The sequence below is a fragment of the Bacillus sp. KNSH39 genome (assembly GCF_052656585.1).
In genome coordinates this window covers 5377048-5399547 of sequence record NZ_JBQXYO010000001.1, presented here as the reverse complement: position 1 = coordinate 5399547, position 22500 = coordinate 5377048, and the positions used below count along the sequence as shown (strand labels likewise).

Genomic DNA, 22500 nt, shown 5'->3' with positions numbered 1-22500 from the left:
AATTTATATAATGTTACTATACCACGTTTTATCTCATCTTAATGAAAAGATGCACAAAAAAGCTATCTCCGCAATGGAGATAGCCTTTCTACTTATAATATCGTACCCGCTTTTTCAGCACCTAACATTTCAATAATTTGATTATTATCGTCTAGTACTGCAATTTTTGGTTCTTGTGTATGAATCTCTTCTTCCGTAACTAGCCCATAACAAATAATAATTACTTTGTCCCCTGGTTGTACAAGTCTTGCCGCCGCACCGTTTAAACAAACAACACCACTACCGCGTTCCCCTTTAATAACGTATGTCTCTAAGCGAGCACCATTATTATTATTTACAATTTGGACTTTTTCGTTTTCTACAATATTTACTGCATCCATTAAGTCTTCATCAATTGTAATACTACCTACATAATTTAAATTTGCCTCCGTTACAGTTGCACGATGTAACTTTGCTCTCATCATTGTGCGAAACATAGATGCTCCCCCTTATTTAACCGTTAATGTTATATTGTCAATTAATCTTACATTTTCAAACTTAACTGCAATAGCTAAAATGATTCTTCCTTCGACTTTCTCTACCATTGTTAATGACGGATATGCATATAAATCCGCATAATCTACAGTGCCTTTCGTATGCGTCTCAATATAATCTTTCACAAGATTTGTAATGATTTCCGGATTACGTTCACCTGCCTCAATTCTTTCTTTCGCTATACATAGGCTGCGGTATAAATGAAGAGCTTCTTCACGTTCATCTTGTGATAGGTACACGTTACGAGAACTTTTCGCTAAACCATCTTCTTCCCTTACAATATCAACTGGTACGATTGTAACTGGAATATTGAAATCAGTTACAAATCCTTCAATTACTGCAACTTGTTGAGCATCTTTCATACCGAAATAAGCACGCGTTGGCACCGTAATATTAAATAGTTTCATCAGTACAGTTGCAACACCAGCGAAATGACCAGGTCTTTGTTGACCGCATAATACGTCCGTGCGCTTCACAACTTCTACTGTTGTTGTTTGTTCTGCTGGATACATTTCTTCTACACTCGGATAAAATAAATAATCTACACCGTTTTCTTTTGCTACATTTTCATCTCTATCAATATCACGAGGATATCGATCTAAATCTTCATTTGGGCCGAATTGTAGCGGGTTTACAAATACACTTAAAACTACAATTTCATTTTCTTCTCTTGCCTTACGTAATAAAGTAGCATGGCCTTCATGTAAATAACCCATTGTTGGAACAAAACCAATACTCTTTCCACTTGCACGAAGTTCGCTTGTAATTTGCTGCATCTCTTGCACTGTAGTTACGATTTTCATTATTGTTTTCCTCCGTATAACGCTAAGCATTCTTCCTCTTTCATTGTGAACGAATGTTTTTCTTCAGGAAATTGCCTTGCCTTTACTTCAGTAACATATTGTGAAATCCCACGCACAATCTCCTCTTGAACAGACGTATATTGCTTCACAAATTTCGGAACACGATTTACGCCGTATGAGATAAGATCATGATAAACAAGCACTTGCCCATCTACTTTTTGTCCTGCACCAATCCCAATTGTTGGTATTGTTAGTTGCTCTGAAATAAGTTCTGCTAACTGCATTGGTACACATTCTAACACAAGCGCTATTGCACCAGCTTCTTCACATTTCTTTGCATCTTCTATTAATTTTTTTGCACTCTCCGCATCTTTTCCTTGCACTTTATATCCACCCAACACTCCTACAGATTGAGGGGTTAAACCTAAATGCGCTACAACAGGAATTCCTGCGTTCGTCAAATATTGAATCGTCGATATAACTTCTCCAGCACCTTCTACCTTCAGTGCGTGTGCCCCGCTCTCTTGAACGATGCGACGTGCATTCACCATCGTTTCTTGTAATGATACGTGATACGACATAAATGGCATATCAGTTACAATAAACGTCTCTTTCGCTCCACGGCGTACAGCTTTCGTATGATGAATCATATCCTCTACTGTTACAGGTACTGTTGAATCGTATCCGAGTACAACCATTCCAAGAGAATCTCCAACTAGAATCATATCAACTTCAGCTTCTTCTGCTAATTTAGCAGATGGATAATCATACGCCGTTAGCATTGTAATCGGCTCACCTTGCTCTTTCATCTTCAAAAAATCTGTTTTTGTTTTCAAAAACTACTCCTCCTTTATGCAGGAGAGAGGAGATGGCCGAAATCATATAAAAAACCCCTCTGACCATAAAAGGGCAGAAGGGTTGTGTGTTAGTCGGCATTATTCATCCCTCTGTCCCAGTCCGTTATTGGATCAAGGCAGAATCCAAGTTATTATTTTTCGTATGACTTCGAATCATGGTGCAGTTCTCTCTGATACTGCCCACATTCGAACTAATTATAGCAAACTACAAAAAGGAATTACTACATTTTTTTGAAAAAATAATTTTTTATTCTTATTACGGTATATGAAATTTAACACGAGAGTATATATGCTATACAGTTTTTATGGAGAATTCAATCCTGAAAAGATACATGTTTTTTCAACGCATGCTAAAAAAATCCAAGTTAATTTTTTCTGTAATCCATTTAACTGTATAGTATAACTCTTAAACTAATGATGCAGGTTAATTGAGGAAAGTACTTAACAAAGGAGAATTGCAGATGTCTATGAACAGGTGGTTATTTCGATTCAGCAGTTTGCTTGTAATGATTGTATGGTGGATGTCTTTAGGATCCTCCCATGTATTTGCCTCAGTTACTGTCGTAACACCCCCCACCGATTTAACGAAAGTGATTGAGGTTGAACTAAATGATGATTACTTTAATCCAAATGTTATCACGATTCCGCTTGAAGGATCAACAACATTACTATTGAAAAATAAAGGTAAAAACGAGCACACCTTTACAGTGAAAAAACTCGGCATTGACGTCGTAATCGAGTCAGGAAAAGAAAAGCATATTACCGTGAAACCTAAAAATACTGGTACATATGAATTAATATGTCGATACCATCTTCTTAAAGGAATGGCAGGCAAAGTAATCGTCAAATAACATGCCCTGCCAACTAGGCGGAAGATATTTTGAAATGAACTTTAAATATGAAAAAAAATTTATTATCATGTTACAAATTCAACTCAAAACTATTGAAATAAAAAGAAGTTCCAAAAGAGGAACTTCTTTTACTTAATTTCAATATCTGCAGAATGAATATGATGTACTTTCCCCTCATGATCCTCCAGAAGTAATACACCATCCTCTGTGATTCCTTTTGCTAACCCCGTAATTGTCTCTCTCATCGTTCGAGCGGTAATTTCTTTCCCGATGCTCACAGCGTAACTTTCCCAAAGAATTTTAATGACAGAGAAACCATTTTGTAAATACTCTTCATATAATTTTTCTAGTTGTAAATAGATTTGTTGCATAAGTTCTGCACGAACAATCGGCTTACCTGATTCAATCGCTAATGAAGTAGCAATGTGCTGAATTTCTTCATCAAAATGTTCTTGCTTTTGATTCGCATTAATACCGATGCCCATAATGACAGCATTAATTTTATCAGGATCCGCTTGCATTTCTGTTAATATACCTACAGCCTTTTTACCTTGAATTAAAATATCATTTGGCCATTTTATTCCTACGTTTACACCCGTGCATTTTTCAATTGCCTGTGCAACACTAACGGCCGCTAACAAAGTAAGTTGCGGTGCATGATGAACTGGGATTGATGGGCGTAAAATAATACTCATCCAAATCCCTGTTCCTTTTGGTGAATGCCATTTTCTGCTTAAACGACCTCTTCCCGCTGTTTGTTCTTCTGCTACAACGACTGTTCCTTCTTCTGCACCTTCATAAGCAAGTTTTGCTGCAATATGCTGCGTTGATTCAACGGTTTCTTCAAAATACACAGTTCTACCAATCCGCTTCGTTTGTAGCCCTAACTGAATTTCATTAGCGGTCACTTTGTCTGGCTTACTTGCAATTCGGTAACCTAATCGACGCACAGCTTCAAGTTCATATCCCTCACTCCGCAGATCCTCCATATGTTTCCACACAGCAGTTCTTGAACAACCAAGTTTATCACTAATTGTTTGGCCGGATACAAACTCGCCATCCGCTTCAGAAAAAACTTGCAATAACTGCTTTCTTATAGTAGATTGCATCCTTGTAGCCACTCCCTTATACGCTCTTTCTCATTAACTACGTTTCCTTGTACGATTGCTTCTTCGATTTTCTGAAGCATCTCAGCAACCCACGGACCAGGCTTTTTGTTTGCCCAGTTTAATAAATCATTACCAGTCACATTCATTTCTTGACGCTCCTGGATTGGCAATGCATGAAACATTGATTGTACTCGTTCAACAGATGTAGGGTCATAGCGTTCAATCATCGCTTCATATACTCTCTCTGCCATTTCAGCGATATGAATTCCCGTTTTATAAAGAAGGACTGTATCCCAATCCTTCTCCTTTCTAGTACGGATTGTCAATAAAACTGCAACAATATCTTTTATTTTTTTATTCGAAAACTTCCATTGACGTAAAAAGACAGATGGATGTTCTTCTCCGATACAATATAAGAAAAATGCCCACGCCTCAATATCCGTTTCGAAAGAATCCCATTTATACTGCGTAGCTTTTAACAGTCTCTCTTCTGACATTTGTAAATATGGCAAATGAGAAAATAGCTTCGTCTCTACTAATTCTTTGAGACCTTTCACACAATATGTACCAGTTAACAGTTTCTCAAACTCTACTGTAATACGCTCAATTGCTATATGTTCTAGCAAATGCCCATACGTTTCAATTGCTTGCTTCGTTTTCATTTCTAATGAAAAACCTAACGTGCTTACAAACCGAATACCACGCATCATTCGCAGGGCATCTTCTTGAAAACGATCCGCAGCATTTCCAACTGTCACAATTTCTCTCTGTTGAATGGCTTCCTGTCCAGCAAATAAATCGACCATTTTGCCTTCTTCTGTCATAGCAATTGCATTCATCGTGAAATCACGACGTTTTAAATCCTCTTCTAATGAACGAACAAATTGAACACTACTAGGTCTTCGAAAATCTTCATATTCGCTTTCTGTTCGAAAAGTAGTTACCTCATAGGGCTCACCATTTTCTACAACAATTACAGTTCCATGCTCAAGACCAACAGGAACATTTCTTGGGAATATAGCCATCACTTCTTCTGGTAGAGCAGATGTCGCAATATCAATATCTCCAATCGGCCTATCGATAATAAGATCTCGTACGCTCCCACCAACAAAGTAAGCCTCATGTCCTTGTTGCTTTAATGTCTCAATAATAGAACTAGCTTTTTTAAATATTTCCATTTTTGTCATCCCTTAGTACGTCATAGTAAATCGTTTCATATTGTGAAACAATTTTTTCTGAGCGAAATTGCTCATAAACACTTTCTCTTGCTCGTTCTCCCATATTACGGTGAAGTTCCTCGTCCTTTAATAGCTGAATAGCTTGATTTGCCACTCCTGTTGTATCGCCAACTTCACATAAATATCCTGTTTCCCCGTGTTGAATAACCTCTGGAATACCTCCAACCCGTGTTCCGATACAAGGTACACCACACGCCATTGCTTCTAATAAAACAAGACCAAAACTTTCCTTCTCTGATAGAAGCAACATTAAATCACTCATCGCAAGTAGTTCTGCAACATTATCTTGCTTCCCTAGGAATAAAACGCGATCTTCAATATGTAAATTCTTCACTATCTGTAAAATCGTACAGAATTCTGGTCCGTCTCCAACAAGAAGCAACTTCGCATCTACTTCTTTAACAATTTTAGCAAATGCCTGAACAACATCCTGCACACGTTTCACTTTACGGAAATTCGAAATATGAATAAGTACTTTTTCACTCTCACTTATACCATATTCTTTCTTTAATTGAGACATATCACGCTTGAAATATACACGTTCGTCTATAAAGTTATATACCGTTTGAATTTCTTTACTTGGTTTTACAAGCTCATGTGTTTCGTTAATTAATGAATGCGAGACAGCAGTAACAACATCCGATTGCTCAATACCAAAACGAATTAAATTATTTAACGAAGGGTCGGAACCTAACACAGTAATATCTGTTCCATGTAAGGTTGTAACAATTTTAATACGCTCTCCGATCATTTGTTTTGCTAAATATGCACAAATTGCATGTGGTATCGCGTAATGCACATGTAAAATGTCTAAGTTTTCTCTTTGTGCAACCTCGGCCATTTTACTTGCTAACGCTAAATCGTATGGTGGATATTGAAATACAGAGTATTGATTTACCGTCACTTCATGAAAATAAATGTTTGGATATACTTTATTTAACCGGAATGGTAAACCCGATGTAATAAAGTGAATTTCATGCCCACGTTCCGCCAATTGCTTTCCTAATTCTGTTCCAACAACTCCAGAACCACCTACAGAAGGATAACATGTAATACCTATTTTTAATTTCATTTACATCCCCCTAATAAATCAGCATGTAATAAAACCGGTTTCTTACTCATAAATCCCTCGGCATACAAGACTCCAACTTCTTTTCCAAACATCTTCTCACGAGCAATCACAGTTTCAACGTAACCTTCTGTTAACGGTGTCTTAACACCATCACTCCCTGTTGAAAACTGACTTTCATACGCTTCTAATGCTTCCACCTTTATAGAGAGGTACTCACTTATATCTATACAAAAATTCGGTTTATGAAAACCATTAATCATATAATTATAAAAAGACTCCACACGATGTGGTGAAAGTTCCGGCATATATTTACGGATTCCTGCTGAAAAAATAGCCTCTTCCACAAGCTTTGCACAATTTGCATGATCTGGATGGCGATCTTCATAGTACGGCGCAAAAACTAGTTTTGGTTTATATGTACGGATCACCTTGACAATTTCACGTATATACTCTTCTTTCATATACAAACCACGGTCTGGCATCGCTAAATTCAGCCTCGTTTTTACTCCCATTATACGAGCTGCGACCTTCGCTTCTTCTTTTCTCAACTCTATCGTTCCATTTGAAGAAAGATCAGCTTCTGTTAAATCACAAATACCTACTTCATACCCTTGCTTTGTATATTTAGCGATGGTACCAGCCATGCCGATTTCAACATCATCGGCATGAGCACCAAACGCTAATATATGTAATCCACTCATAATTGTTCCCCTCATTTTCTTAACTTACGATAATCTAAATCTCCTCGCTCTAATGCGTGCATTAACATTTCAGCACTTGCCATATTCGTTGCAAGTGGAATCGCATATACATCACATAAACGAAGTAATGCATTCACATCCGGTTCATGCGGCTGTGCTGTTAATGGATCGCGGAAGAAAATCACCATATCTAAATCGTTCTTTGCAATCATTGCACCAATTTCTTGATCTCCACCAAGAGGGCCAGATTGATATCTTGTTACAACTAATCCAGTCGCTTCCATAATGCGAAGCCCTGTCGTTCCTGTTGCAAATAATTCATGTTGTTCAAAAATTGGTTTATATGCGTATGCAAACGAAACCATATCATTTTTCTTTTTGTCATGTGCGATTAAGGCAATTTTCATCCGTTGTCTCCCCTTTAGTCGATAATATTTTCTAAACCGTACACAAGATGATCAAGGTTCATTACTGTCTCAATTGATAGTTTTACACCTGACATAAATGATGCACGATTGAATGAATCATGACGAACTGTTAACATTTGTCCATCTCCACCAAACATTACTTCTTGGTGTGCAATAAGCCCTGGCAAACGTACACTATGAATGTGAATACCGTCTACATTTGCACCTCGTGCACCTGCTAGTTGCTCTACTTCATTTGGATGACCTTGCTGCTTTGATTCACGATTTTGGCGAATTAACTCTACCGTTTTTACAGCTGTACCAGATGGTGCGTCTAATTTTTGATCATGATGTAATTCAATTACCTCAACATCTTGGAAATATTTCGCTGCCATTTGTGAGAATTTCATCATAAGAACTGCACCAATTGCAAAGTTTGGAGCAATAATTGTTCCTACTGCTTTTTCTTTTGCATTCTCTGTTAAACGTGTCAATTCTTCTTCTGTAAATCCAGTTGTACCAATAACCGAACGAAGTCCACGCTCAACTGCAAGTGTAACGTGTTGTTTCCCCACTTCTGGTGTTGTTAAATCTAACAACACATCTGCTTCTACTTCATCTAAACAAGTATGTAAATCAGCGTAAATCGGCGCATGTAATGCTGGCATGCCAGGTAAATCAGAAATCTTCTCACCACCATGCTTATAATCCACTGCTGCTACTAAATTAAAATGTTCCGTTCTTTCCATAAGAAGGACTGCTTCATGTCCCATACGTCCTCTTGGTCCGGCGATAATTACTTTAATTTCTTTCATTATTCTTTCTCTCCCTCATCAATACGTGTCCAGCGATCTTTATCACGTGTATTAAATTTATTCATTACAATGTTATGTGCTGTCTCTAAATCAATATTTAAACTATTTGCCATACAAATCATAACAAATAATACATCTCCAAGCTCTTCTTCAATACTTCTTTCTTTTTCAGTTGTTTTCTTCGGTTTCTCACCATAATAATGATTTACCTCTCTTGCAAGCTCTCCCATTTCTTCCGTTAAACGAGCCATCATTGCAAGCGGACTGAAATAACCTTCTTTAAACTGACCAATATATGCATCTACTTCTTTCTGCATATCTTTCATCGTTTTTGCTTCCATACTATTCACCTCTAATCCTTCCTCTTTCATGTTAGCCAATTCATCGCGATTTGACAAATATTATTCCCCGCCAAACACCTATTTGCGACCCATTTTTGGATAGACTATAATAAAGTGAAACTTCTTTTGTGATTTTTTTGCAAAAGATTAGTTGAACTAATCGGGTTCCTACGGCTGGTTTGCCTTTCTTCAGAGGTTTATCTCCTACCAGCCGTTGGTACGGGGTAAAGTGAAACTTCTTTTGCGATTTTTGCAAAAGATCAGCCCACACCAATCGGGTTCCTACGGCTGGTTTGCCCCTCTTCTTTGCTTCATCTCCTATCAGCCTTTAGAGCGGGATAAAGTGAAACTTTCTTTTGCACTTTTCACAAAAAATCAGCCCACATCAATCAGGTTCTTACTATTTTCACTAGCAACTAGAAATTACTTATTATTATGTTTTACCGTTTCAGCGGAGCAATGCAATCATTACATAATTAGGGGGATTTCTATATGACATCAAAATTGAAGATGCGAAATATTATTTTTATTTTAATTGGTTCCGCTATATTTTCTTTCGGTATTGTCAATATCAATATTGAAAACCACCTTGCAGAGGGTGGGTTTACTGGTATTACACTATTATTGTATTTTTTATTTAAGTTTGATCCTTCCTACTCAAACTTAATTTTAAATATCCCTATATTTTTTATTGGCTGGAGGTTACTTGGCAGAACGACATTTTTATATACATTAATTGGAACCTTTAGCGTATCTTTATTTCTATGGATTTTCCAGCGTTACGAAGTACTCAACTTACATTTAAACTTGCAAAATGATATGACACTCGCAGCTTTATTCGCCGGGGCATTTATCGGTATCGGCCTTGGAATAATATTTAAATATGGCGGGACTACTGGCGGTGTAGATATTATCGCACGACTAGCGCACAAATATGTTGGCTGGAGTATGGGGAAAACAATGTTTATGTTTGATGCTGTCGTTATCGTCGTCTCTATTCTTACCTATTTATCATACCGTGAGGGCATGTATACGCTAGTTGCTGTTTTTATCGGTGCTAAAGTCATTGATTTTATGCAAGAAGGAGCTTATGCTGCCAAAGGAGCGACTATTATCTCAGAGAAAAACGATGAAATTGCTGCCAAAATTTTATCTGAAATGGAGCGCGGAGCAACCTTTTTAAAAGCTGTTGGATCGTATACAAAAGTGGAACGTAATGTATTGTATTGCGTTGTTGCTAAAAATGAAATCGTGAAATTAAAGAATATCATTACTTCTGTAGATCCTCATGCTTTTGTCGCTGTAAGTGATGTACATGATGTAGTTGGTGAAGGGTTTACGTTAGATGAAAATAAAAACCCTTTACATAATTAAATATAACTAGAAAAGCGCCTTAGCTTTTCTAGTTTTTTATTACAAGTCTTTTAAGCTTCTCAAAATCCTCATGAATAAGCTCCAATAAACTCCGATTATAAAAAATGGAAGCTGGATGAAAAGTCGGAAAAACATGATATTCTTTCTCTGACCATGTAAACTCTGCACTTTGCATATCCTTTAATTTTTGAATGGGCTGTTTTAATAATTGCCCGTGTACATCTGTGATTTTTTTATTTTTTCCTGTTAAACGTTGAAGACCGATATTTCCAAGCGTGACGATAAGCTTCGGATGTATTTTCTCTAATTCATAATCTAACAAAGGCGCATGGGCAACTATTTCTCCCTGATTTGGCGTTCTATTATACTTTTTTTGTATGATTTCACCATTTCGTTCTTTTTTCTCTCGCCATTTATAAGGTCTACTCCGAACAGCGCTCGTAATATATACTTCTTCCCTTGTAACGTGGATACGCTCTAAAAAAACCATTAATTGTTTTCCCGCCCTCCCGCTAAACGGAATCCCATTATGAATTTCTGTTTCACCAGGTGCTTCTCCTAACAACATAAATTTGGGATTTTCAGGACCTTGTCCACTTAAAAAACCTTCTAGTTGATAAGGAGCACTACGCTCTTGTACTTGTTTTACTAAATGGTCTGGATATTTCATTTCCCCCACCACCTTTCCGCATTACTTCTATTATTTCTATTTGCAATACATTATATAATTCAATCCACACAACAAAAAAAGACTATCAAAATTGATAGTCTTTAGTCGTCGCTACGCTGCATACCAGTATACATTAATACGAGACGTAATAATTCAAATACCGCTACAGCTGCAGCTGCTACATATGTTAATGCTGCCGCATTTAATACTTTACGAGCTTGCCCATATTCATCTGTTGATACAATACCTAACGCTTCAATTTGTTGCATTGCGCGCTTTGACGCATCAAACTCAACTGGCAATGTAACGAGCTGGAACACAACACCTGCTGCCATTAAAATGATACCTAATAACAATAGTTTTGACATTGTCGCAAATATACCAATCATAATAAATACCCATGATATATTCGATCCAAAATTAGCCACAGGAACTAACGAATGACGAATACGCATAAAGTTATAATCTTGTGCATCTTGAATTGCGTGTCCTACTTCGTGTGCTGCAACTGCTGTACCAGCAACTGAATGTCCATAATAGTTATCTGTTGATAATCGAACCGTCTTAGCGGTTGGATCATAATGGTCTGATAAATGACCTGGTGTTTCTTCTACAGCTACGTTGTATAATCCATTTTCATCTAAAATTTTTCGAGCCACTTCCGCTCCTGTCATACCTGATGTTGAATAAACTTGTGAATACTTGCTATAGGCACTACGTACTCTTGACTGTGCATACAACGGTATGATCATTATGATCGCGAAGTAAATTAAATAAAACATCATGAACCTCCATTGAAGTTTTAATTATAGTACTTCTCATTCTATTTTCTTCTGCCACTATTGTCAATGAATAAACCTTACAATCCATATCTTTATTTATTGCATTATCTATTTTTAGAATGTACATTACTTTTTCTTTTTTCTCTCTCTCCTTTATACTTTCTCCATCCAACATAAGTTAATGTGAATAAAATAAGTCCCCCAGTAATTGTCATAAACCAAATGAGAGAGGGTGCAATTTCATCTTTTTTTACTGTGTGAAATATCTTTTGCAAATCCCCTTTAATAATCCCTAATTGCATTTGGCCGCCTTTCGTTTTTAACATAACGTTACGAAATTCATCTAAATAAGATAAATGAACATTTACACGCTGGACCTCGTTTTCTGGCAAAGCAATCATTAAGCTTGGATAAATAATATTGAATTCATTTAAAAACGTATTTAACGTTTGTTGAAACTGCCCAGCATCTTCTTTTTCCATCGCTTTTTCCATTTGAGAAAAGGCATCCATTACTTTCCTTTCTCTTTCCATCCAAAGTGGTTGATATTTCGATACTTGTGCATCAACAGCAAGTTGTAATGCCAGCACATTATCAATTTTAGCTTGCTTACCTAAACCTTCTTCAGAGAGCGATTGTTGCGCCTTATCGTAAGCTAAAGAAATAACTCTAACTTGATCTGGTGTTACTTCCTGCTTCTTTTCATTCCCCTTTATTAAAAACTGCTCCGAGAAATGTTGTAATACTTGTACCGCTTTTTCATCTTCATTACGCTTCACTAACTGTAACGAGTCGTCTAACAACCCTGTTAGCTCATTCCACTCTTCAGCATATATACGTAACGGAAACATTATAATTAGAAATGCTATCAATCCAATTAATGTTCTCTTCATCCCGGTCCCCCCTTAACTACTAGTACAAAATATGTTAATTTGGACAAGAATAGAACAGAACTAGACCGAAAAATATATTATCGTTTTACAAAGAAAAAAATTCTCTTTAAGCAGAGAATTTTTTCTGTGACATCCTTTTCTTTTTTACGAGATATCTATATAAGCTGTAACAAAGTATACTCCCACCTAAAATGAATAATAAAATAGCACACGCAGCATGCATAAAGAACTCTTCTGGTAACATTAATATAATTGGATCCTTTTCAGGATCAAAAACCCAATAATCATTACTAAATAAAAGTTTATGGAATAATACAAAACTCTTTTCAAAATTAATAGCAATTGGTAACATAAGCGCTATCGGAAAAATGATTGTTAAAATCGATCCGTGCAGTAAAAACTTTTCATTTTTCTTTTTTAATAAATAAATTCCGCCTATCACTGCAATCATAATTGTCGCATACATCACATATTGAATCTTTACTAAAATATTTTTAACATCTACAAAATGAATACGGCCATTTGTGGACATATCTAATGTGGGCAAATGTAATGCTCCGTCATAAAACGGGGATAAATATGTAATAAGCACATCGTAATTTCTTTTAATTTCATCCTTCGTCATATCCGCTAAATCAGGAATATTTAAAAAATCAATTTCAAAATAATACAACCATTTTCCATATACAACTGCCGTTGTTGCGAGTGCAAAAATAGAAAATGCTATGCTATATGAAACAACTAAAGTAATCAATCGATCCAATATTTTTGTACCACTCTTATTTTTCTCCATGTTCTCCCCCTAAATGTTCTAACCATCATAAAGAAAATTGTTTTCTTTGCTCACGTAAGCAACAATAATATGTAATACATAGTACAGCAATACTTAACCAAAACGTAAAATAACCAATTTCCTCTACAAACAAATGCATAATTCCATATCGCGGCATTTGCCAAAATAAATAATCAATTGCATCGTTATGCAACGTCCACACAGCTGCTACTATAAAATGCCATTTTTTTATACGATAGAATGGAGCATATAAAAATCCTTGTATTGCCATCGCGAAGTGCGAAAGCATTAACATGTAGCCCATAAGGCCTATAGGCCCTTTTACGTAAATCATAATCGCGTTTACAACAACAGCCCAAATACCATATTTTATTAAAGTTACAATCGCTAACGCTTCTATTAATCCCCAGTTTCTCTTTGCCAAAAAAGCAATTAAAACAAAGACAAAAAAGAGAGTCGCCATAGGACTATCTGGTACAAACGGCCAAAATATAGGTGACGTTTCTTTCAATTGATTTCCGTACCATATAAATCCATAAATTGTACCTAATAAGTTAACAATTAATAAAAATAATAATACCGAGCGTTGTCTTAACATTGCATACAAGTACACCAATCCGTATGTCCAACACCTTTCAAGCAAAGTAATTCATTCACTAAATCCTACTCTATTATAACAAACTTCATCCAACTAAATAAAAAAGCTGACTACAAATTTTGTAGTCAGCTTTTTTATTATTTTTTATTATACTTTGCAACGAATTCCGAAAGCTTCTTCAGTTCCTCATCCGTACCTTTAAATACACCTTTAGGCATTGAACCTTTTCCCTCTTTCGCAATTTTAGCAATTTCTTCTGGCTTTAAAGTTAAGTTTTGCAGTGCCGGTGCTGCTGCCCCGCCTTGTAAATTGTCACCATGACATGTTAAACAAGTATTTTTTTGCATTAATTTATAGCCATCATCATTTTTATCAACTGGCGCTGTTTTTACAATTGCTCCTTGTTTTTTTGCAGCTTCCCAGTCGTGGTGTGCTACAGATTCCCAAGTTAAAAAGATAATCGATGCAATTGCTAAAAGCATAAATCCAGTTGCCACAGGACGCTTCAATGGACGTCTTTCTGGACCTCGATCAAGAAATGGAGCTAACAGTAATGCTCCAAACGCAATCCCTGGCATAATAAATGCTCCAATTACAGTAAATGAACCGGAAGCATACGAATACTTTAATAACTGATACAAGAATAAGAAATACCAATCTGGAAGTGGTATATATCCAGCATCTGTTGGGTCCGCCATTCTCTCAAGCGGCGACGGATGCGCCACTGTTAAACATAAATAACCGATTAAAAAAACTGCACCAACCATCCATTCTTTTAACAAGAAGTTCGGCCAAAATGCTTCTGTTTTCCCTGGGTATTCAGAATAGTCTTTTGGAATATTTGGTTTCCGAGCTACTGGTACCCGAGAATCTCCTACAAACTTCATCCCTTTGCCGCGATGCATAATCTCCCTCCTTTAGTTCTTTCCCCTTTAATTTAGCAATCTCTTATAGTGGACCGGAAATACCTTGTTTGCGAATCATGATGAAGTGGAAGGCCATTAAACCTAGAAGTGCTGCTGGTAAGAAGAAGACGTGAATAGCAAAGAAGCGAGTTAATGTTTGAGCGCCAACAATTTCGGAATGACCAGCGAGTAATGTTTTAATATAAGGACCAATGAGCGGTGTTTGCTCTGCAATTTGAATCCCTACTTTTGTAGCAAATAAAGCTTTCATATCCCACGGTAATAAATATCCGGTAAAACCAAGACCTAACATAACAAAGAAAATAAGAACACCAACAATCCAGTTTAACTCACGGGGCTTTTTATACGCACCTTGGAAGAAAACTCTGAGTGTATGTAAAAACATCATTACAATTACGAGACTAGCACCCCAGTGGTGCATACCACGAACAATTTGCCCATAAGCAACTTCATTTTGTAAATAGTAAACTGATTCCCAAGCATTTTTAATATCAGGCACATAATACATCGTCAAAAACATTCCAGATAAAATTTGAATTACAGTAACGAAAAAGGTAAGTCCTCCAAAGCAATAGACGAATGCAGAAAAGTGATGTGCCGGGTTTACATGTTCAGGTACTTCATGATCAGCGATATCACGCCATATTGGTGTAATATCTAATCTTTCATCCACCCAATCATAAATTTTATTTAACATCTACTTTGCACCCCCTCTTGGCTTCGCTTTTCCTAGATACAGCGTTCCATCTTTCACTTTAGACTCGTACACATCAAGCGGAGCAAGGGGTGGCGTACCTTTAATGTTAATCCCATCTTTTGTATAACGACCCCCGTGACATGGGCAAAAGAATTGATTCGGATGTGCTTTGTCCGAATTCCAGTTAACTGTACATCCTAAATGTTTACATACTGGAGAGAACGCAACAATGTCTCCGCTTTCATCTTTATGAACCCAAGCTGATTTTGGTTCTTCAGACTTGTACCAACCATCAACCTGCTTCACTTTAAAATCGAAACGCTTCGGCTCTGTTGTAATATCCTTTACTTGCGCAACAGCAACCATATCCGTTCCCGCTTCTTTTCTTAACACCGGATCAAGCGCAAATCGCGTCATCGGCATTAAAATACCGGCAGCCATAAAGCCTCCTACCCCTGTGAGTGTGTAATTTAAAAATTGTCTTCTTGACACGCGATGTTCTTTCTCGCTCACGAAAATTTCCCCCCTCTATCAGAAATTGTCCCCTCGTGATAAATTATATAAAAAATAAAAACTAGGACACTATCATGATATAATACGCTCATGCACAGGTCAATATCATACTACTCATAATAATAAGAACTTTCTGTTTATTATGAGTTTCCCCATTTCTCTTCCAACATCACCATTATATTTTTTATATGTGCATGAATAACTTCTCTTTTTGCTTGATCACTAAATTGTTCTAATGCTAATGAAGGAAACCAAAACAAATCTCCCTGTAACTCTTGCATATCCTCTTTCCATGAAAAATCACTTGTAACATAAGCAATATGCTTAAAACCTTCACTTCGTAAATGATTTGTCCATTCTTGCAAACGACCTTTTTCATTCTTTTGACTTTCTACCAAATACGTAAACGCAGGCAGTAAAAGCACTCTTCCCTTATACTCTCTTTCCAATTCCGTGCTCAACAATTCGATAAATTCACCTTGTTCTACAACCATTTTCATTTCTTTTGCTGCCGAAATTGATAACAGCGGTATTACTCCTGTATCAACATACTCTCTTGCTTGCTCAAACTGTTCCACATCTTTTACAATCCACTTCAAATTCCTTCCCTCCTTCACTTACAAATGACAGAACTTTCACTTTATATATATTAAACCATACTAAAAGAGGTAAAAAAAGAAAAACTACCCAATATAGGTAGTTTTTCTTGATGAAAGTCTGAAATTTGTAAAAATTTATTAATCCAAATAAATTCTATAAAGTTTTTAACTCTGCCGTTAATCTATGAAACGCTTCCTTATCTTGCTTATCTAACGCTTCATCAATTTGTTTCAAAAGGCGTTCTCTCCTAAACGAAAATACACTTTCTTCCAAAAACCTTTCTGCAAGTAAACGATCTTTTTCATTTACTTCAATATGCTTTGGTAGATATGGGTTTTCTTCTAATACAGCTACATAATTCGCATTTTGAAACGATGATTTAAAGTTGAGTTGAATATAAATATCCTCATCTCGATTTAAACGAATATCATGAAACGATTTTTCAGCATCTGTTGTCATAACATTTTGTTTAAAAAAGTGAAACGGTGTGTCTTTCACACAATTCGCTGACATCACTAAGCCACGCGGACAATATTTTGCATGCTCTACGAAGTGGACTTTATGCATCAATTGGTCGTGACTCATTAAATAATTCAGAATCCATACACATTCACGCTGTTTCAGTTGGTAATTATTCAAAAACCATTTTACAAAATCCTTCTTCTCGTTTACAGAAACAGGGGTATTCATAGCAATTAAGTCCCTCCTCTGTCTTTCTCTTTTCTTTTTAGATTCAAGAAGCGGCATTCAGTTTCCTTCCAACTTATGAAAAATCCTCTAAATTATATAACAACTCTTCAATATGAATTTGTGTCGGGTCTAGTTGTAATAACTGGGTAAATACTTCTTTCGCCTCTTTTCGTTTTCCTTCTTCCAATAAGAAATAACCGTACTCTTCTAAGAAGTCTGGATGATTCTTAAAAGAAGTATATGCACTTTCATAGTGTTTTAATGCATCCGAATACATTTCTAATTGTTTTTTTGCATACGCAAGATCCCAAAGTAGTTGTGTATCTGGTTCTCCACTATCAATAGCACGCTCTACAATTGCAATTAACTCTTCGTACTTTTCTTGTTCTTTTAAGATATATGCATATTTTAATGTTGCACCTAAATGCCCTGGATCTAACTCAAGCGCTTTTTGAAGAACTTCCTCTGCTTCTACTATTTTTCCTAATTTCGCCGCAATGTTCGCTAACTCTACATAAAATGGAACTGAAAGCTCATCTACTTTAATTCCTTCATGAAGCGTTTCATAGCTTTCTTGAAGCATTCCTTCTTTTTCATAGCTTTTCGCTAAATACATGTACAGTGATGCGTACTCAGGGTCTAATTCTTTTAATTCCTGCCAAGCACCAATTGCTCTCTGATATTCTTCACCTTGGTATAATGTGAAGGCATATCCAAATAATGAGTGAATATCTTTTTGTTCCTCTAGGCCTGCTTCATAATAAGAAATCGCTTCTTCCCAGTTTCCGATCGCGCTTAACGTTTCTGCGAGGCGAAGTGCGATCACAACACCACCCATTACTTTATGTTCCGCTAATAGCGATTCATAATAAGTAATTGCCTTTTGTTCTTCACCTTTACTACTATATAATTCTGCTAACCCAAACGTAATAACAGGTTCATCAGGCATCATTTCTTTCGCCTTTAATAGTTTTTGCTCTGCTACATCATCAAAACCTTGCATTTGGAATAAATCTGCAACAAGTAATAACGATTGAACATATAAATCGTCATTTTCTGGAATATCATGAAGCACTTCAATCGCTTCATCTTCTTTATCTAGATCAATATATAATTCTGCTAAAAATACAGTGAATTCACTTTCTTCTGGATACAGTAAACGTAAGTCTTCAGTAATTGCTAATGCCTCATCTGTAAATCCAAGTGTATGATAGTAACGAGCGATATCATACTTCTCTTCATCATTCGCAATTTTTAATTGTTCTTTTAATAATTGTAATCCTTTTTCTGCTTCACCATTTTCAATATATGAAACAGCTTGTTCAAACTTTTGCATAAACGTCTCCTTTAATTCTAAAAAATATTCTCTTCTGTTCATTTATCATAAGCAACTCACTGTTAGAACGCAACCTTTAGAATGAGCATGCTTCTTCTTATACTTCTTCCTACAGAGTAGTTAATTGTTCAAAAGGTTCGGATATGACACCGATACCTTATCATCATCTTCTATTGTACCGCTTTCTTTTATGACCGTGCAAATAACTTCTCTCACTAATTATCAAGCCATACAAACCGTGGTTTACAGAATAACTTAATTAGCAGTCTTCAACCTTTATTTTGAATGCGATAAAAAAGGCTCCTATAATAGGAGCCTTCACAATCTCTTAAGAATATGTTTCTTCTTTCTGTACTTGCTCATTTACAAGCTCTTTCAGTAACTCTATAATTTCATCATTTTCTTCCTTCAAACCGACAGTAATACGAATACCATCATCGATACCAAATGCAGCACCAGAACGAACGATATATCCTTTTTTCATTAATCGTTCGAAAGCTTCATTACCTGGTATACCGAGTTTTAAGAAAATGAAATTTGTTTGAGATGGATAATAGAATACGTTATATTCTTTACAAAATGCATAATACTGATTTAAACCTTCAGCATTCTTTTGCACACAATCTTGTAAAAAAGCTTGATCTTCTAATGCAGCGAGTGCTACAGATTGGGCTACAGTTGATGTATTGAATGGTAACCTAGCTACTTCTAGCTGTCCGATTAACTTCGCATCCCCAATCGCATATCCGATACGAAAAGCAGCTAAACCATATGCTTTTGAAAACGTGCGTAAAACCATAAGATTTTCATACTTTTCAAGAAGTGGTAATGTTTGCGGATAGTCTTCTGCTTCCGCGTATTCATAATATGCTTCGTCCATAATAACGAGAGCCGACTTAGGAACTGATTCTAAAAATGAAAGTAATTTTTGTTTCTCAACATATGTACCTGTTGGATTATTCGGATTACAAATCCATACAATTTTCGTTTTCTCATCTACTTGCTCTAGCATTGCATCTAAATCGTGAATACCATCTTTAAGTAATACTTCACGAACTTCTGCTCCTTCAATAACAGCATGGTGATGATATTGTGAAAACGTAGGATTCGCCATTACAACGTTTGTTCCTTCATGTAGTAACGCTCGGCTAATCATTTGAATGACTTCATCTAATCCACTACCAAATAGTAGTTGTTCTGCTTTTACACCTAAATGTTCCGCTATTTTTGTCCGAAGTTCAAAGGCATATCCATCTGGATAAAGGGCATATTGGCTCGCTAAAGAAGTTAATGCTTCTGTCACACGTGCTGAGCAACCGAATGGATTTTCGTTGGATGCTAATTTCACAATTTTTGATAAACCATATTCTCGTTTTACTTCTTCAATGTTTTTCCCAGGCACATACGCTCTCAAAGTTAACAATTGCTCTTTCACTCTCATTTTTCTTCCCCCAGTCATTTCATTCAATTTGATTACAATACGGTTATAGCCCCTTACTGTAATCTTTTGTCATAACCGTCACTATTACGAGAATACCTCTAAATGAGCACTTCACAGCACTTCGCTATCATTTTAAACCATATCTTTTTGAAATGCCTCTAACGCAATATGAACAGTCTCATCTGAAATAGATACGACATTCACTACCCCATATTCCTGCATAAGCACCATATGAATTGCTCCTGCATTTGCTTTCTTATCTTGTTTCATCAATTGAACGAGGCGCTCTACATTCAAATCTCCTGGCATTTTTGGATAGCCGTATTTCAAGAACCACTGCTTCATATCTTCATAAGCAAGATCAACCTTGTACACTTGCTCACTTAAAAATATGGCGAATAACATTCCAACCGCTACACCGTCACCGTGAGTAATATTTCCATACCCTAGCTCTTTTTCAAGAGCATGTCCTAACGTATGTCCAAAATTCAAATGAGCACGTACACCCTTCTCTGTTTCATCTTGTGACACAACATTTGCCTTTACAGGAATCGCCTTCGTTAATATATGGATTAACTTCTCATCATGAAGATCCGCTAATGTTTGCACTTCTTCTTTTAACCAATGGTATAGCTCCACATCACCGATAAGAGCATGCTTTATCACCTCTGCATAACCTGAACGCCACTCTTTTTCAGGAAGAGACTGTAAAAACGGTGTATGATATACAACTGCTTCTGGCTGATGGAATGCACCAATCATATTTTTACCTAACGGATGGTTAATCGCTACTTTCCCACCCACTGCGCTATCGTGCGCTAATAAAGTTGTCGGAACCTGCACAAAGCGAATACCACGCATAAACGATGCAGCAACAAAACCAGCTAAATCTCCAATCATTCCGCCTCCAAGTGCAAGAATTAAAGAATTTCTATCTAATTTATTTTCAAGAGCTGACGTATGAGCCGCATAGAAATTTTCGAAAGACTTCTCTTTTTCGCCACTTGGTACAACAAACGAAAACACGTGCTGCTCTACTTGTAATGCATCGATAACTGTCTGTAAATGTAGTGATGCAACAGCTTCATCTGAAATAATCATTACGTTAGATACCGCTGGCTGCATATTCTGAACGATCGTTGTTAAGTTTGACAACACTTCTTTACCAACATGTACATCATATTCTTTTGATTTCGTTTGAATATGTATGTTTCCCATTAAAATCCCCTCGCATATTCATTATGTTTCTCAATATTTTCACGAATTAGTTCCATACGATCTAATCCGAATTGTTCTATTAAAGCTGTCGCTAATTCCCAAGCCACAACCGCTTCTGCAACGACACTAGCTGCTGGCACTGCACAACTATCTGAACGTTCAATGCTCGCTGTAAAAGGCTCTTTCGTATCAATATCTACACTTTGAAGAGGTTTATAAAGTGTAGGTATCGGTTTCATCACACCGCGCACAACAATTGGCATTCCAGTCGTCATACCGCCTTCTAATCCACCTGCATTATTTGTTCTTCGTGTATATCCATGCTCCTCATTCCACAGAATTTCATCATGAACTTCACTTCCTGGTCTATGCGCTGCTTCAAAACCAATTCCAATCTCGACACCTTTAAAAGCATTAATACTCATAATTGCAGCTGCTAATTTCGCATCCAGTTTTCGATCATAATGCACGTAGCTACCTACTCCAATTGGCATCCCTTCCACAATTACTTCAACGATTCCACCAATTGAATCACCATTTGCTTTCGCATCATCAATCGCTTTCATCATTTGGTTACCAGCTTCGTCATCTAAGCAACGTACAGGAGATGCTTCGGTAATACTCTTTAATTCTTCAATTGAACTATACGTAATCTCCTTAGCTTGTACACCGCCAATTTCAATTACATGGCCCGCTACTTTAATACCAAGTTCTGCTAACACCTTTTTAGCAACCGCACCAGCAGCAACACGCACCGTCGTTTCGCGCGCTGACGAACGTTCCAGTACATTCCTCATATCTCTATGACCATATTTAATCGCACCATTTAAATCAGCATGCCCAGGCCTTGGTTTTGTCACTTTCCTTTTCATCTCTTTTTCTTCTTGCTCAGTTAAAGGCTCCGCCCCCATAATTTTTGTCCAGTGTGCAAAATCACGATTTTCAACAACAAGTGCAATAGGGGAACCTAATGTTTCTCCATGTCTAACACCACTTAAAATTTGCACTTGATCCGTTTCAATTTGCATGCGTCTACCGCGCCCATATCCCTTTTGCCTTCTAGCTAACTCTTCGTTTATATCATCTGCTACTAAAGACAATCCTGCCGGAACACCTTCTATAATCGTTGTAAGTTGTGGACCATGAGATTCACCAGCTGTAATATATCGCATACGTTATTCCTCTTTTCGTATATGTATTTATCTCACTATATTAACTTTTATCATTCTAAAAATATTAAA

26 protein-coding genes are annotated in these 22500 nt (G+C 36.6%); 2 read left to right on the top strand and 24 right to left on the bottom strand.

What is annotated here, in order from left to right; translation table 11 throughout:
- Positions 1-92: 92 nt before the first annotated feature.
- The 3 genes from panD to panB are packed head-to-tail and all read right to left on the bottom strand — an operon-like array spanning position 93 to position 2173.
- On the bottom strand, positions 93-476 hold the full coding sequence (panD, locus tag ACUL40_RS27795; protein ID WP_000490184.1) for an aspartate 1-decarboxylase: 384 nt from the start codon (positions 474-476) through the stop codon (positions 93-95).
- A 12-nt stretch (positions 477-488) separates the two neighbouring features.
- Positions 489-1337 (bottom strand): pantoate--beta-alanine ligase, encoded by an 849-nt coding sequence (gene panC, locus ACUL40_RS27790; RefSeq protein ID WP_000707025.1) that lies wholly within the window; start codon positions 1335-1337, stop codon positions 489-491.
- Complete coding sequence (gene panB / locus ACUL40_RS27785) at positions 1337-2173, bottom strand: 3-methyl-2-oxobutanoate hydroxymethyltransferase (RefSeq protein ID WP_065212121.1); 837 nt, start codon at positions 2171-2173, stop codon at positions 1337-1339. Before panB ends, panC begins: the two co-directional genes overlap by 1 nt.
- Positions 2174-2655: 482 nt before the next feature.
- Here panB and ACUL40_RS27780 point away from each other — a divergent pair, with 482 nt between their 5' ends.
- Positions 2656-3045, top strand: a complete 390-nt coding sequence (locus ACUL40_RS27780) for a cupredoxin domain-containing protein (protein ID WP_065212122.1) — start codon at positions 2656-2658, stop codon at positions 3043-3045.
- A 128-nt stretch (positions 3046-3173) separates the two neighbouring features.
- On the opposite strand, the gene ACUL40_RS27775 is transcribed toward ACUL40_RS27780, so the two are convergent.
- From ACUL40_RS27775 to ACUL40_RS27745, 7 genes are read right to left on the bottom strand one after another with little or no spacing between them, the layout of a single operon-like run.
- Positions 3174-4154 carry a biotin--[acetyl-CoA-carboxylase] ligase gene (locus ACUL40_RS27775; RefSeq protein ID WP_001192063.1) on the bottom strand — a complete coding sequence of 327 codons (981 nt, stop codon included), beginning with the start codon at positions 4152-4154 and terminating at the stop codon, positions 3174-3176.
- Positions 4139-5332, bottom strand: coding sequence for a CCA tRNA nucleotidyltransferase (locus ACUL40_RS27770; RefSeq protein WP_048657189.1), 1194 nt, complete (start codon positions 5330-5332; stop codon positions 4139-4141). The genes ACUL40_RS27775 and ACUL40_RS27770 overlap by 16 nt, the downstream gene beginning before the upstream one ends.
- A complete protein-coding gene (gene bshA / locus ACUL40_RS27765) occupies positions 5319-6464 on the bottom strand; it encodes an N-acetyl-alpha-D-glucosaminyl L-malate synthase BshA (protein ID WP_445423043.1) in 1146 nt (381 codons plus the stop codon). Before bshA ends, ACUL40_RS27770 begins: the two co-directional genes overlap by 14 nt.
- The gene (gene bshB1, locus ACUL40_RS27760; RefSeq protein WP_000015673.1) at positions 6461-7165 is read right to left on the bottom strand and encodes a bacillithiol biosynthesis deacetylase BshB1; all 705 of its coding nucleotides are present in this window, start codon (positions 7163-7165) and stop codon (positions 6461-6463) included. The genes bshA and bshB1 overlap by 4 nt, the downstream gene beginning before the upstream one ends.
- A gap of 11 nt (positions 7166-7176) precedes the next feature.
- Positions 7177-7572, bottom strand: a complete 396-nt coding sequence (mgsA, locus tag ACUL40_RS27755; protein ID WP_000684765.1) for a methylglyoxal synthase — start codon at positions 7570-7572, stop codon at positions 7177-7179.
- 14 nt (positions 7573-7586) lie between these two features.
- Complete coding sequence (gene dapB / locus ACUL40_RS27750; RefSeq protein ID WP_000658813.1) at positions 7587-8387, bottom strand: dihydrodipicolinate reductase; 801 nt, start codon at positions 8385-8387, stop codon at positions 7587-7589.
- Positions 8387-8728 carry a nucleotide pyrophosphohydrolase gene (locus ACUL40_RS27745; protein ID WP_002108639.1) on the bottom strand — a complete coding sequence of 114 codons (342 nt, stop codon included), beginning with the start codon at positions 8726-8728 and terminating at the stop codon, positions 8387-8389. The genes dapB and ACUL40_RS27745 overlap by 1 nt, the downstream gene beginning before the upstream one ends.
- A gap of 492 nt (positions 8729-9220) precedes the next feature.
- On the opposite strand from ACUL40_RS27745, the gene ACUL40_RS27740 reads away from it, so the two are divergent.
- Entirely contained in the window at positions 9221-10102 is an 882-nt protein-coding gene (locus ACUL40_RS27740; RefSeq protein WP_000202121.1) for a YitT family protein, read from the top strand.
- Between the two features lie 28 nt (positions 10103-10130).
- Here ACUL40_RS27740 and ACUL40_RS27735 read toward each other — a convergent pair whose 3' ends face one another.
- The 14 genes from ACUL40_RS27735 to aroC all read right to left on the bottom strand — a co-directional run bounded on the left by ACUL40_RS27735 (position 10131) and on the right by aroC (position 22431).
- On the bottom strand, positions 10131-10772 hold the full coding sequence (locus ACUL40_RS27735; protein WP_000876873.1) for a uracil-DNA glycosylase: 642 nt from the start codon (positions 10770-10772) through the stop codon (positions 10131-10133).
- A 101-nt stretch (positions 10773-10873) separates the two neighbouring features.
- Positions 10874-11557: a zinc metallopeptidase gene (locus tag ACUL40_RS27730; protein WP_011109966.1), complete on the bottom strand. Its 684-nt coding sequence runs from the start codon at positions 11555-11557 to the stop codon at positions 10874-10876.
- Positions 11558-11658: 101 nt separating this feature from the next.
- Positions 11659-12447, bottom strand: coding sequence for a sporulation protein YpjB (ypjB, locus tag ACUL40_RS27725; RefSeq protein ID WP_000831584.1), 789 nt, complete (start codon positions 12445-12447; stop codon positions 11659-11661).
- Positions 12448-12553: 106 nt separating this feature from the next.
- The gene (lit, locus tag ACUL40_RS27720) at positions 12554-13240 is read right to left on the bottom strand and encodes a lipoprotein intramolecular transacylase Lit (protein WP_000414378.1); all 687 of its coding nucleotides are present in this window, start codon (positions 13238-13240) and stop codon (positions 12554-12556) included.
- A 25-nt stretch (positions 13241-13265) separates the two neighbouring features.
- Positions 13266-13856 carry a DUF1405 domain-containing protein gene (locus tag ACUL40_RS27715; protein ID WP_025709269.1) on the bottom strand — a complete coding sequence of 197 codons (591 nt, stop codon included), beginning with the start codon at positions 13854-13856 and terminating at the stop codon, positions 13266-13268.
- A 119-nt stretch (positions 13857-13975) separates the two neighbouring features.
- On the bottom strand, positions 13976-14743 hold the full coding sequence (gene qcrC / locus ACUL40_RS27710; RefSeq protein ID WP_000554603.1) for a menaquinol-cytochrome c reductase cytochrome b/c subunit: 768 nt from the start codon (positions 14741-14743) through the stop codon (positions 13976-13978).
- A gap of 43 nt (positions 14744-14786) precedes the next feature.
- Positions 14787-15461: a menaquinol-cytochrome c reductase cytochrome b subunit gene (gene qcrB, locus ACUL40_RS27705; RefSeq protein ID WP_000932700.1), complete on the bottom strand. Its 675-nt coding sequence runs from the start codon at positions 15459-15461 to the stop codon at positions 14787-14789.
- Entirely contained in the window at positions 15462-15974 is a 513-nt protein-coding gene (gene qcrA, locus ACUL40_RS27700; RefSeq protein ID WP_001290418.1) for a menaquinol-cytochrome c reductase iron-sulfur subunit, read from the bottom strand. It abuts the gene before it with no gap.
- 140 nt (positions 15975-16114) lie between these two features.
- Positions 16115-16573 (bottom strand): YpiF family protein, encoded by a 459-nt coding sequence (locus tag ACUL40_RS27695; protein WP_000871313.1) that lies wholly within the window; start codon positions 16571-16573, stop codon positions 16115-16117.
- A 154-nt stretch (positions 16574-16727) separates the two neighbouring features.
- Positions 16728-17264 (bottom strand): ReoY family proteolytic degradation factor, encoded by a 537-nt coding sequence (locus ACUL40_RS27690; RefSeq protein WP_001095925.1) that lies wholly within the window; start codon positions 17262-17264, stop codon positions 16728-16730.
- Between the two features lie 73 nt (positions 17265-17337).
- Complete coding sequence (locus ACUL40_RS27685) at positions 17338-18600, bottom strand: tetratricopeptide repeat protein (protein ID WP_001168671.1); 1263 nt, start codon at positions 18598-18600, stop codon at positions 17338-17340.
- A 328-nt stretch (positions 18601-18928) separates the two neighbouring features.
- Positions 18929-20041, bottom strand: a complete 1113-nt coding sequence (gene hisC / locus ACUL40_RS27680) for a histidinol-phosphate transaminase (protein ID WP_445423044.1) — start codon at positions 20039-20041, stop codon at positions 18929-18931.
- A 132-nt stretch (positions 20042-20173) separates the two neighbouring features.
- Positions 20174-21259, bottom strand: a complete 1086-nt coding sequence (aroB, locus tag ACUL40_RS27675) for a 3-dehydroquinate synthase (RefSeq protein ID WP_000526819.1) — start codon at positions 21257-21259, stop codon at positions 20174-20176.
- Complete coding sequence (gene aroC, locus ACUL40_RS27670; RefSeq protein WP_001269384.1) at positions 21259-22431, bottom strand: chorismate synthase; 1173 nt, start codon at positions 22429-22431, stop codon at positions 21259-21261. The genes aroB and aroC overlap by 1 nt, the downstream gene beginning before the upstream one ends.
- Positions 22432-22500: the final 69 nt, after the last annotated feature.

Excerpts from the sequence above, each read along its gene's own strand:
- panD (WP_000490184.1), bottom strand. The coding sequence starts at position 476 with ATGTTTCGCACAATGATGAGAGCAAAGTTACATCGTGCAACTGTAACG.
- panC (WP_000707025.1), bottom strand. The coding sequence starts at position 1,337 with ATGAAAATCGTAACTACAGTGCAAGAGATGCAGCAAATTACAAGCGAA.
- ACUL40_RS27780 (WP_065212122.1), top strand. The coding sequence starts at position 2,656 with ATGTCTATGAACAGGTGGTTATTTCGATTCAGCAGTTTGCTTGTAATG.
- ACUL40_RS27775 (WP_001192063.1), bottom strand. The coding sequence starts at position 4,154 with ATGCAATCTACTATAAGAAAGCAGTTATTGCAAGTTTTTTCTGAAGCG.
- ACUL40_RS27770 (WP_048657189.1), bottom strand. The coding sequence starts at position 5,332 with ATGGAAATATTTAAAAAAGCTAGTTCTATTATTGAGACATTAAAGCAA.
- bshA (WP_445423043.1), bottom strand. The coding sequence starts at position 6,464 with ATGAAATTAAAAATAGGTATTACATGTTATCCTTCTGTAGGTGGTTCT.
- bshB1 (WP_000015673.1), bottom strand. The coding sequence starts at position 7,165 with ATGAGTGGATTACATATATTAGCGTTTGGTGCTCATGCCGATGATGTT.
- mgsA (WP_000684765.1), bottom strand. The coding sequence starts at position 7,572 with ATGAAAATTGCCTTAATCGCACATGACAAAAAGAAAAATGATATGGTT.
- dapB (WP_000658813.1), bottom strand. The coding sequence starts at position 8,387 with ATGAAAGAAATTAAAGTAATTATCGCCGGACCAAGAGGACGTATGGGA.
- ACUL40_RS27745 (WP_002108639.1), bottom strand. The coding sequence starts at position 8,728 with ATGGAAGCAAAAACGATGAAAGATATGCAGAAAGAAGTAGATGCATAT.
- ACUL40_RS27740 (WP_000202121.1), top strand. The coding sequence starts at position 9,221 with ATGACATCAAAATTGAAGATGCGAAATATTATTTTTATTTTAATTGGT.
- ACUL40_RS27735 (WP_000876873.1), bottom strand. The coding sequence starts at position 10,772 with ATGAAATATCCAGACCATTTAGTAAAACAAGTACAAGAGCGTAGTGCT.
- ACUL40_RS27730 (WP_011109966.1), bottom strand. The coding sequence starts at position 11,557 with ATGATGTTTTATTTAATTTACTTCGCGATCATAATGATCATACCGTTG.
- ypjB (WP_000831584.1), bottom strand. The coding sequence starts at position 12,447 with ATGAAGAGAACATTAATTGGATTGATAGCATTTCTAATTATAATGTTT.
- lit (WP_000414378.1), bottom strand. The coding sequence starts at position 13,240 with ATGGAGAAAAATAAGAGTGGTACAAAAATATTGGATCGATTGATTACT.
- qcrC (WP_000554603.1), bottom strand. The coding sequence starts at position 14,743 with ATGCATCGCGGCAAAGGGATGAAGTTTGTAGGAGATTCTCGGGTACCA.
- qcrB (WP_000932700.1), bottom strand. The coding sequence starts at position 15,461 with ATGTTAAATAAAATTTATGATTGGGTGGATGAAAGATTAGATATTACA.
- ACUL40_RS27690 (WP_001095925.1), bottom strand. The coding sequence starts at position 17,264 with ATGAATACCCCTGTTTCTGTAAACGAGAAGAAGGATTTTGTAAAATGG.
- ACUL40_RS27685 (WP_001168671.1), bottom strand. The coding sequence starts at position 18,600 with ATGCAAAAGTTTGAACAAGCTGTTTCATATATTGAAAATGGTGAAGCA.
- hisC (WP_445423044.1), bottom strand. The coding sequence starts at position 20,041 with ATGAGAGTGAAAGAGCAATTGTTAACTTTGAGAGCGTATGTGCCTGGG.
- aroB (WP_000526819.1), bottom strand. The coding sequence starts at position 21,259 with ATGGGAAACATACATATTCAAACGAAATCAAAAGAATATGATGTACAT.
- aroC (WP_001269384.1), bottom strand. The coding sequence starts at position 22,431 with ATGCGATATATTACAGCTGGTGAATCTCATGGTCCACAACTTACAACG.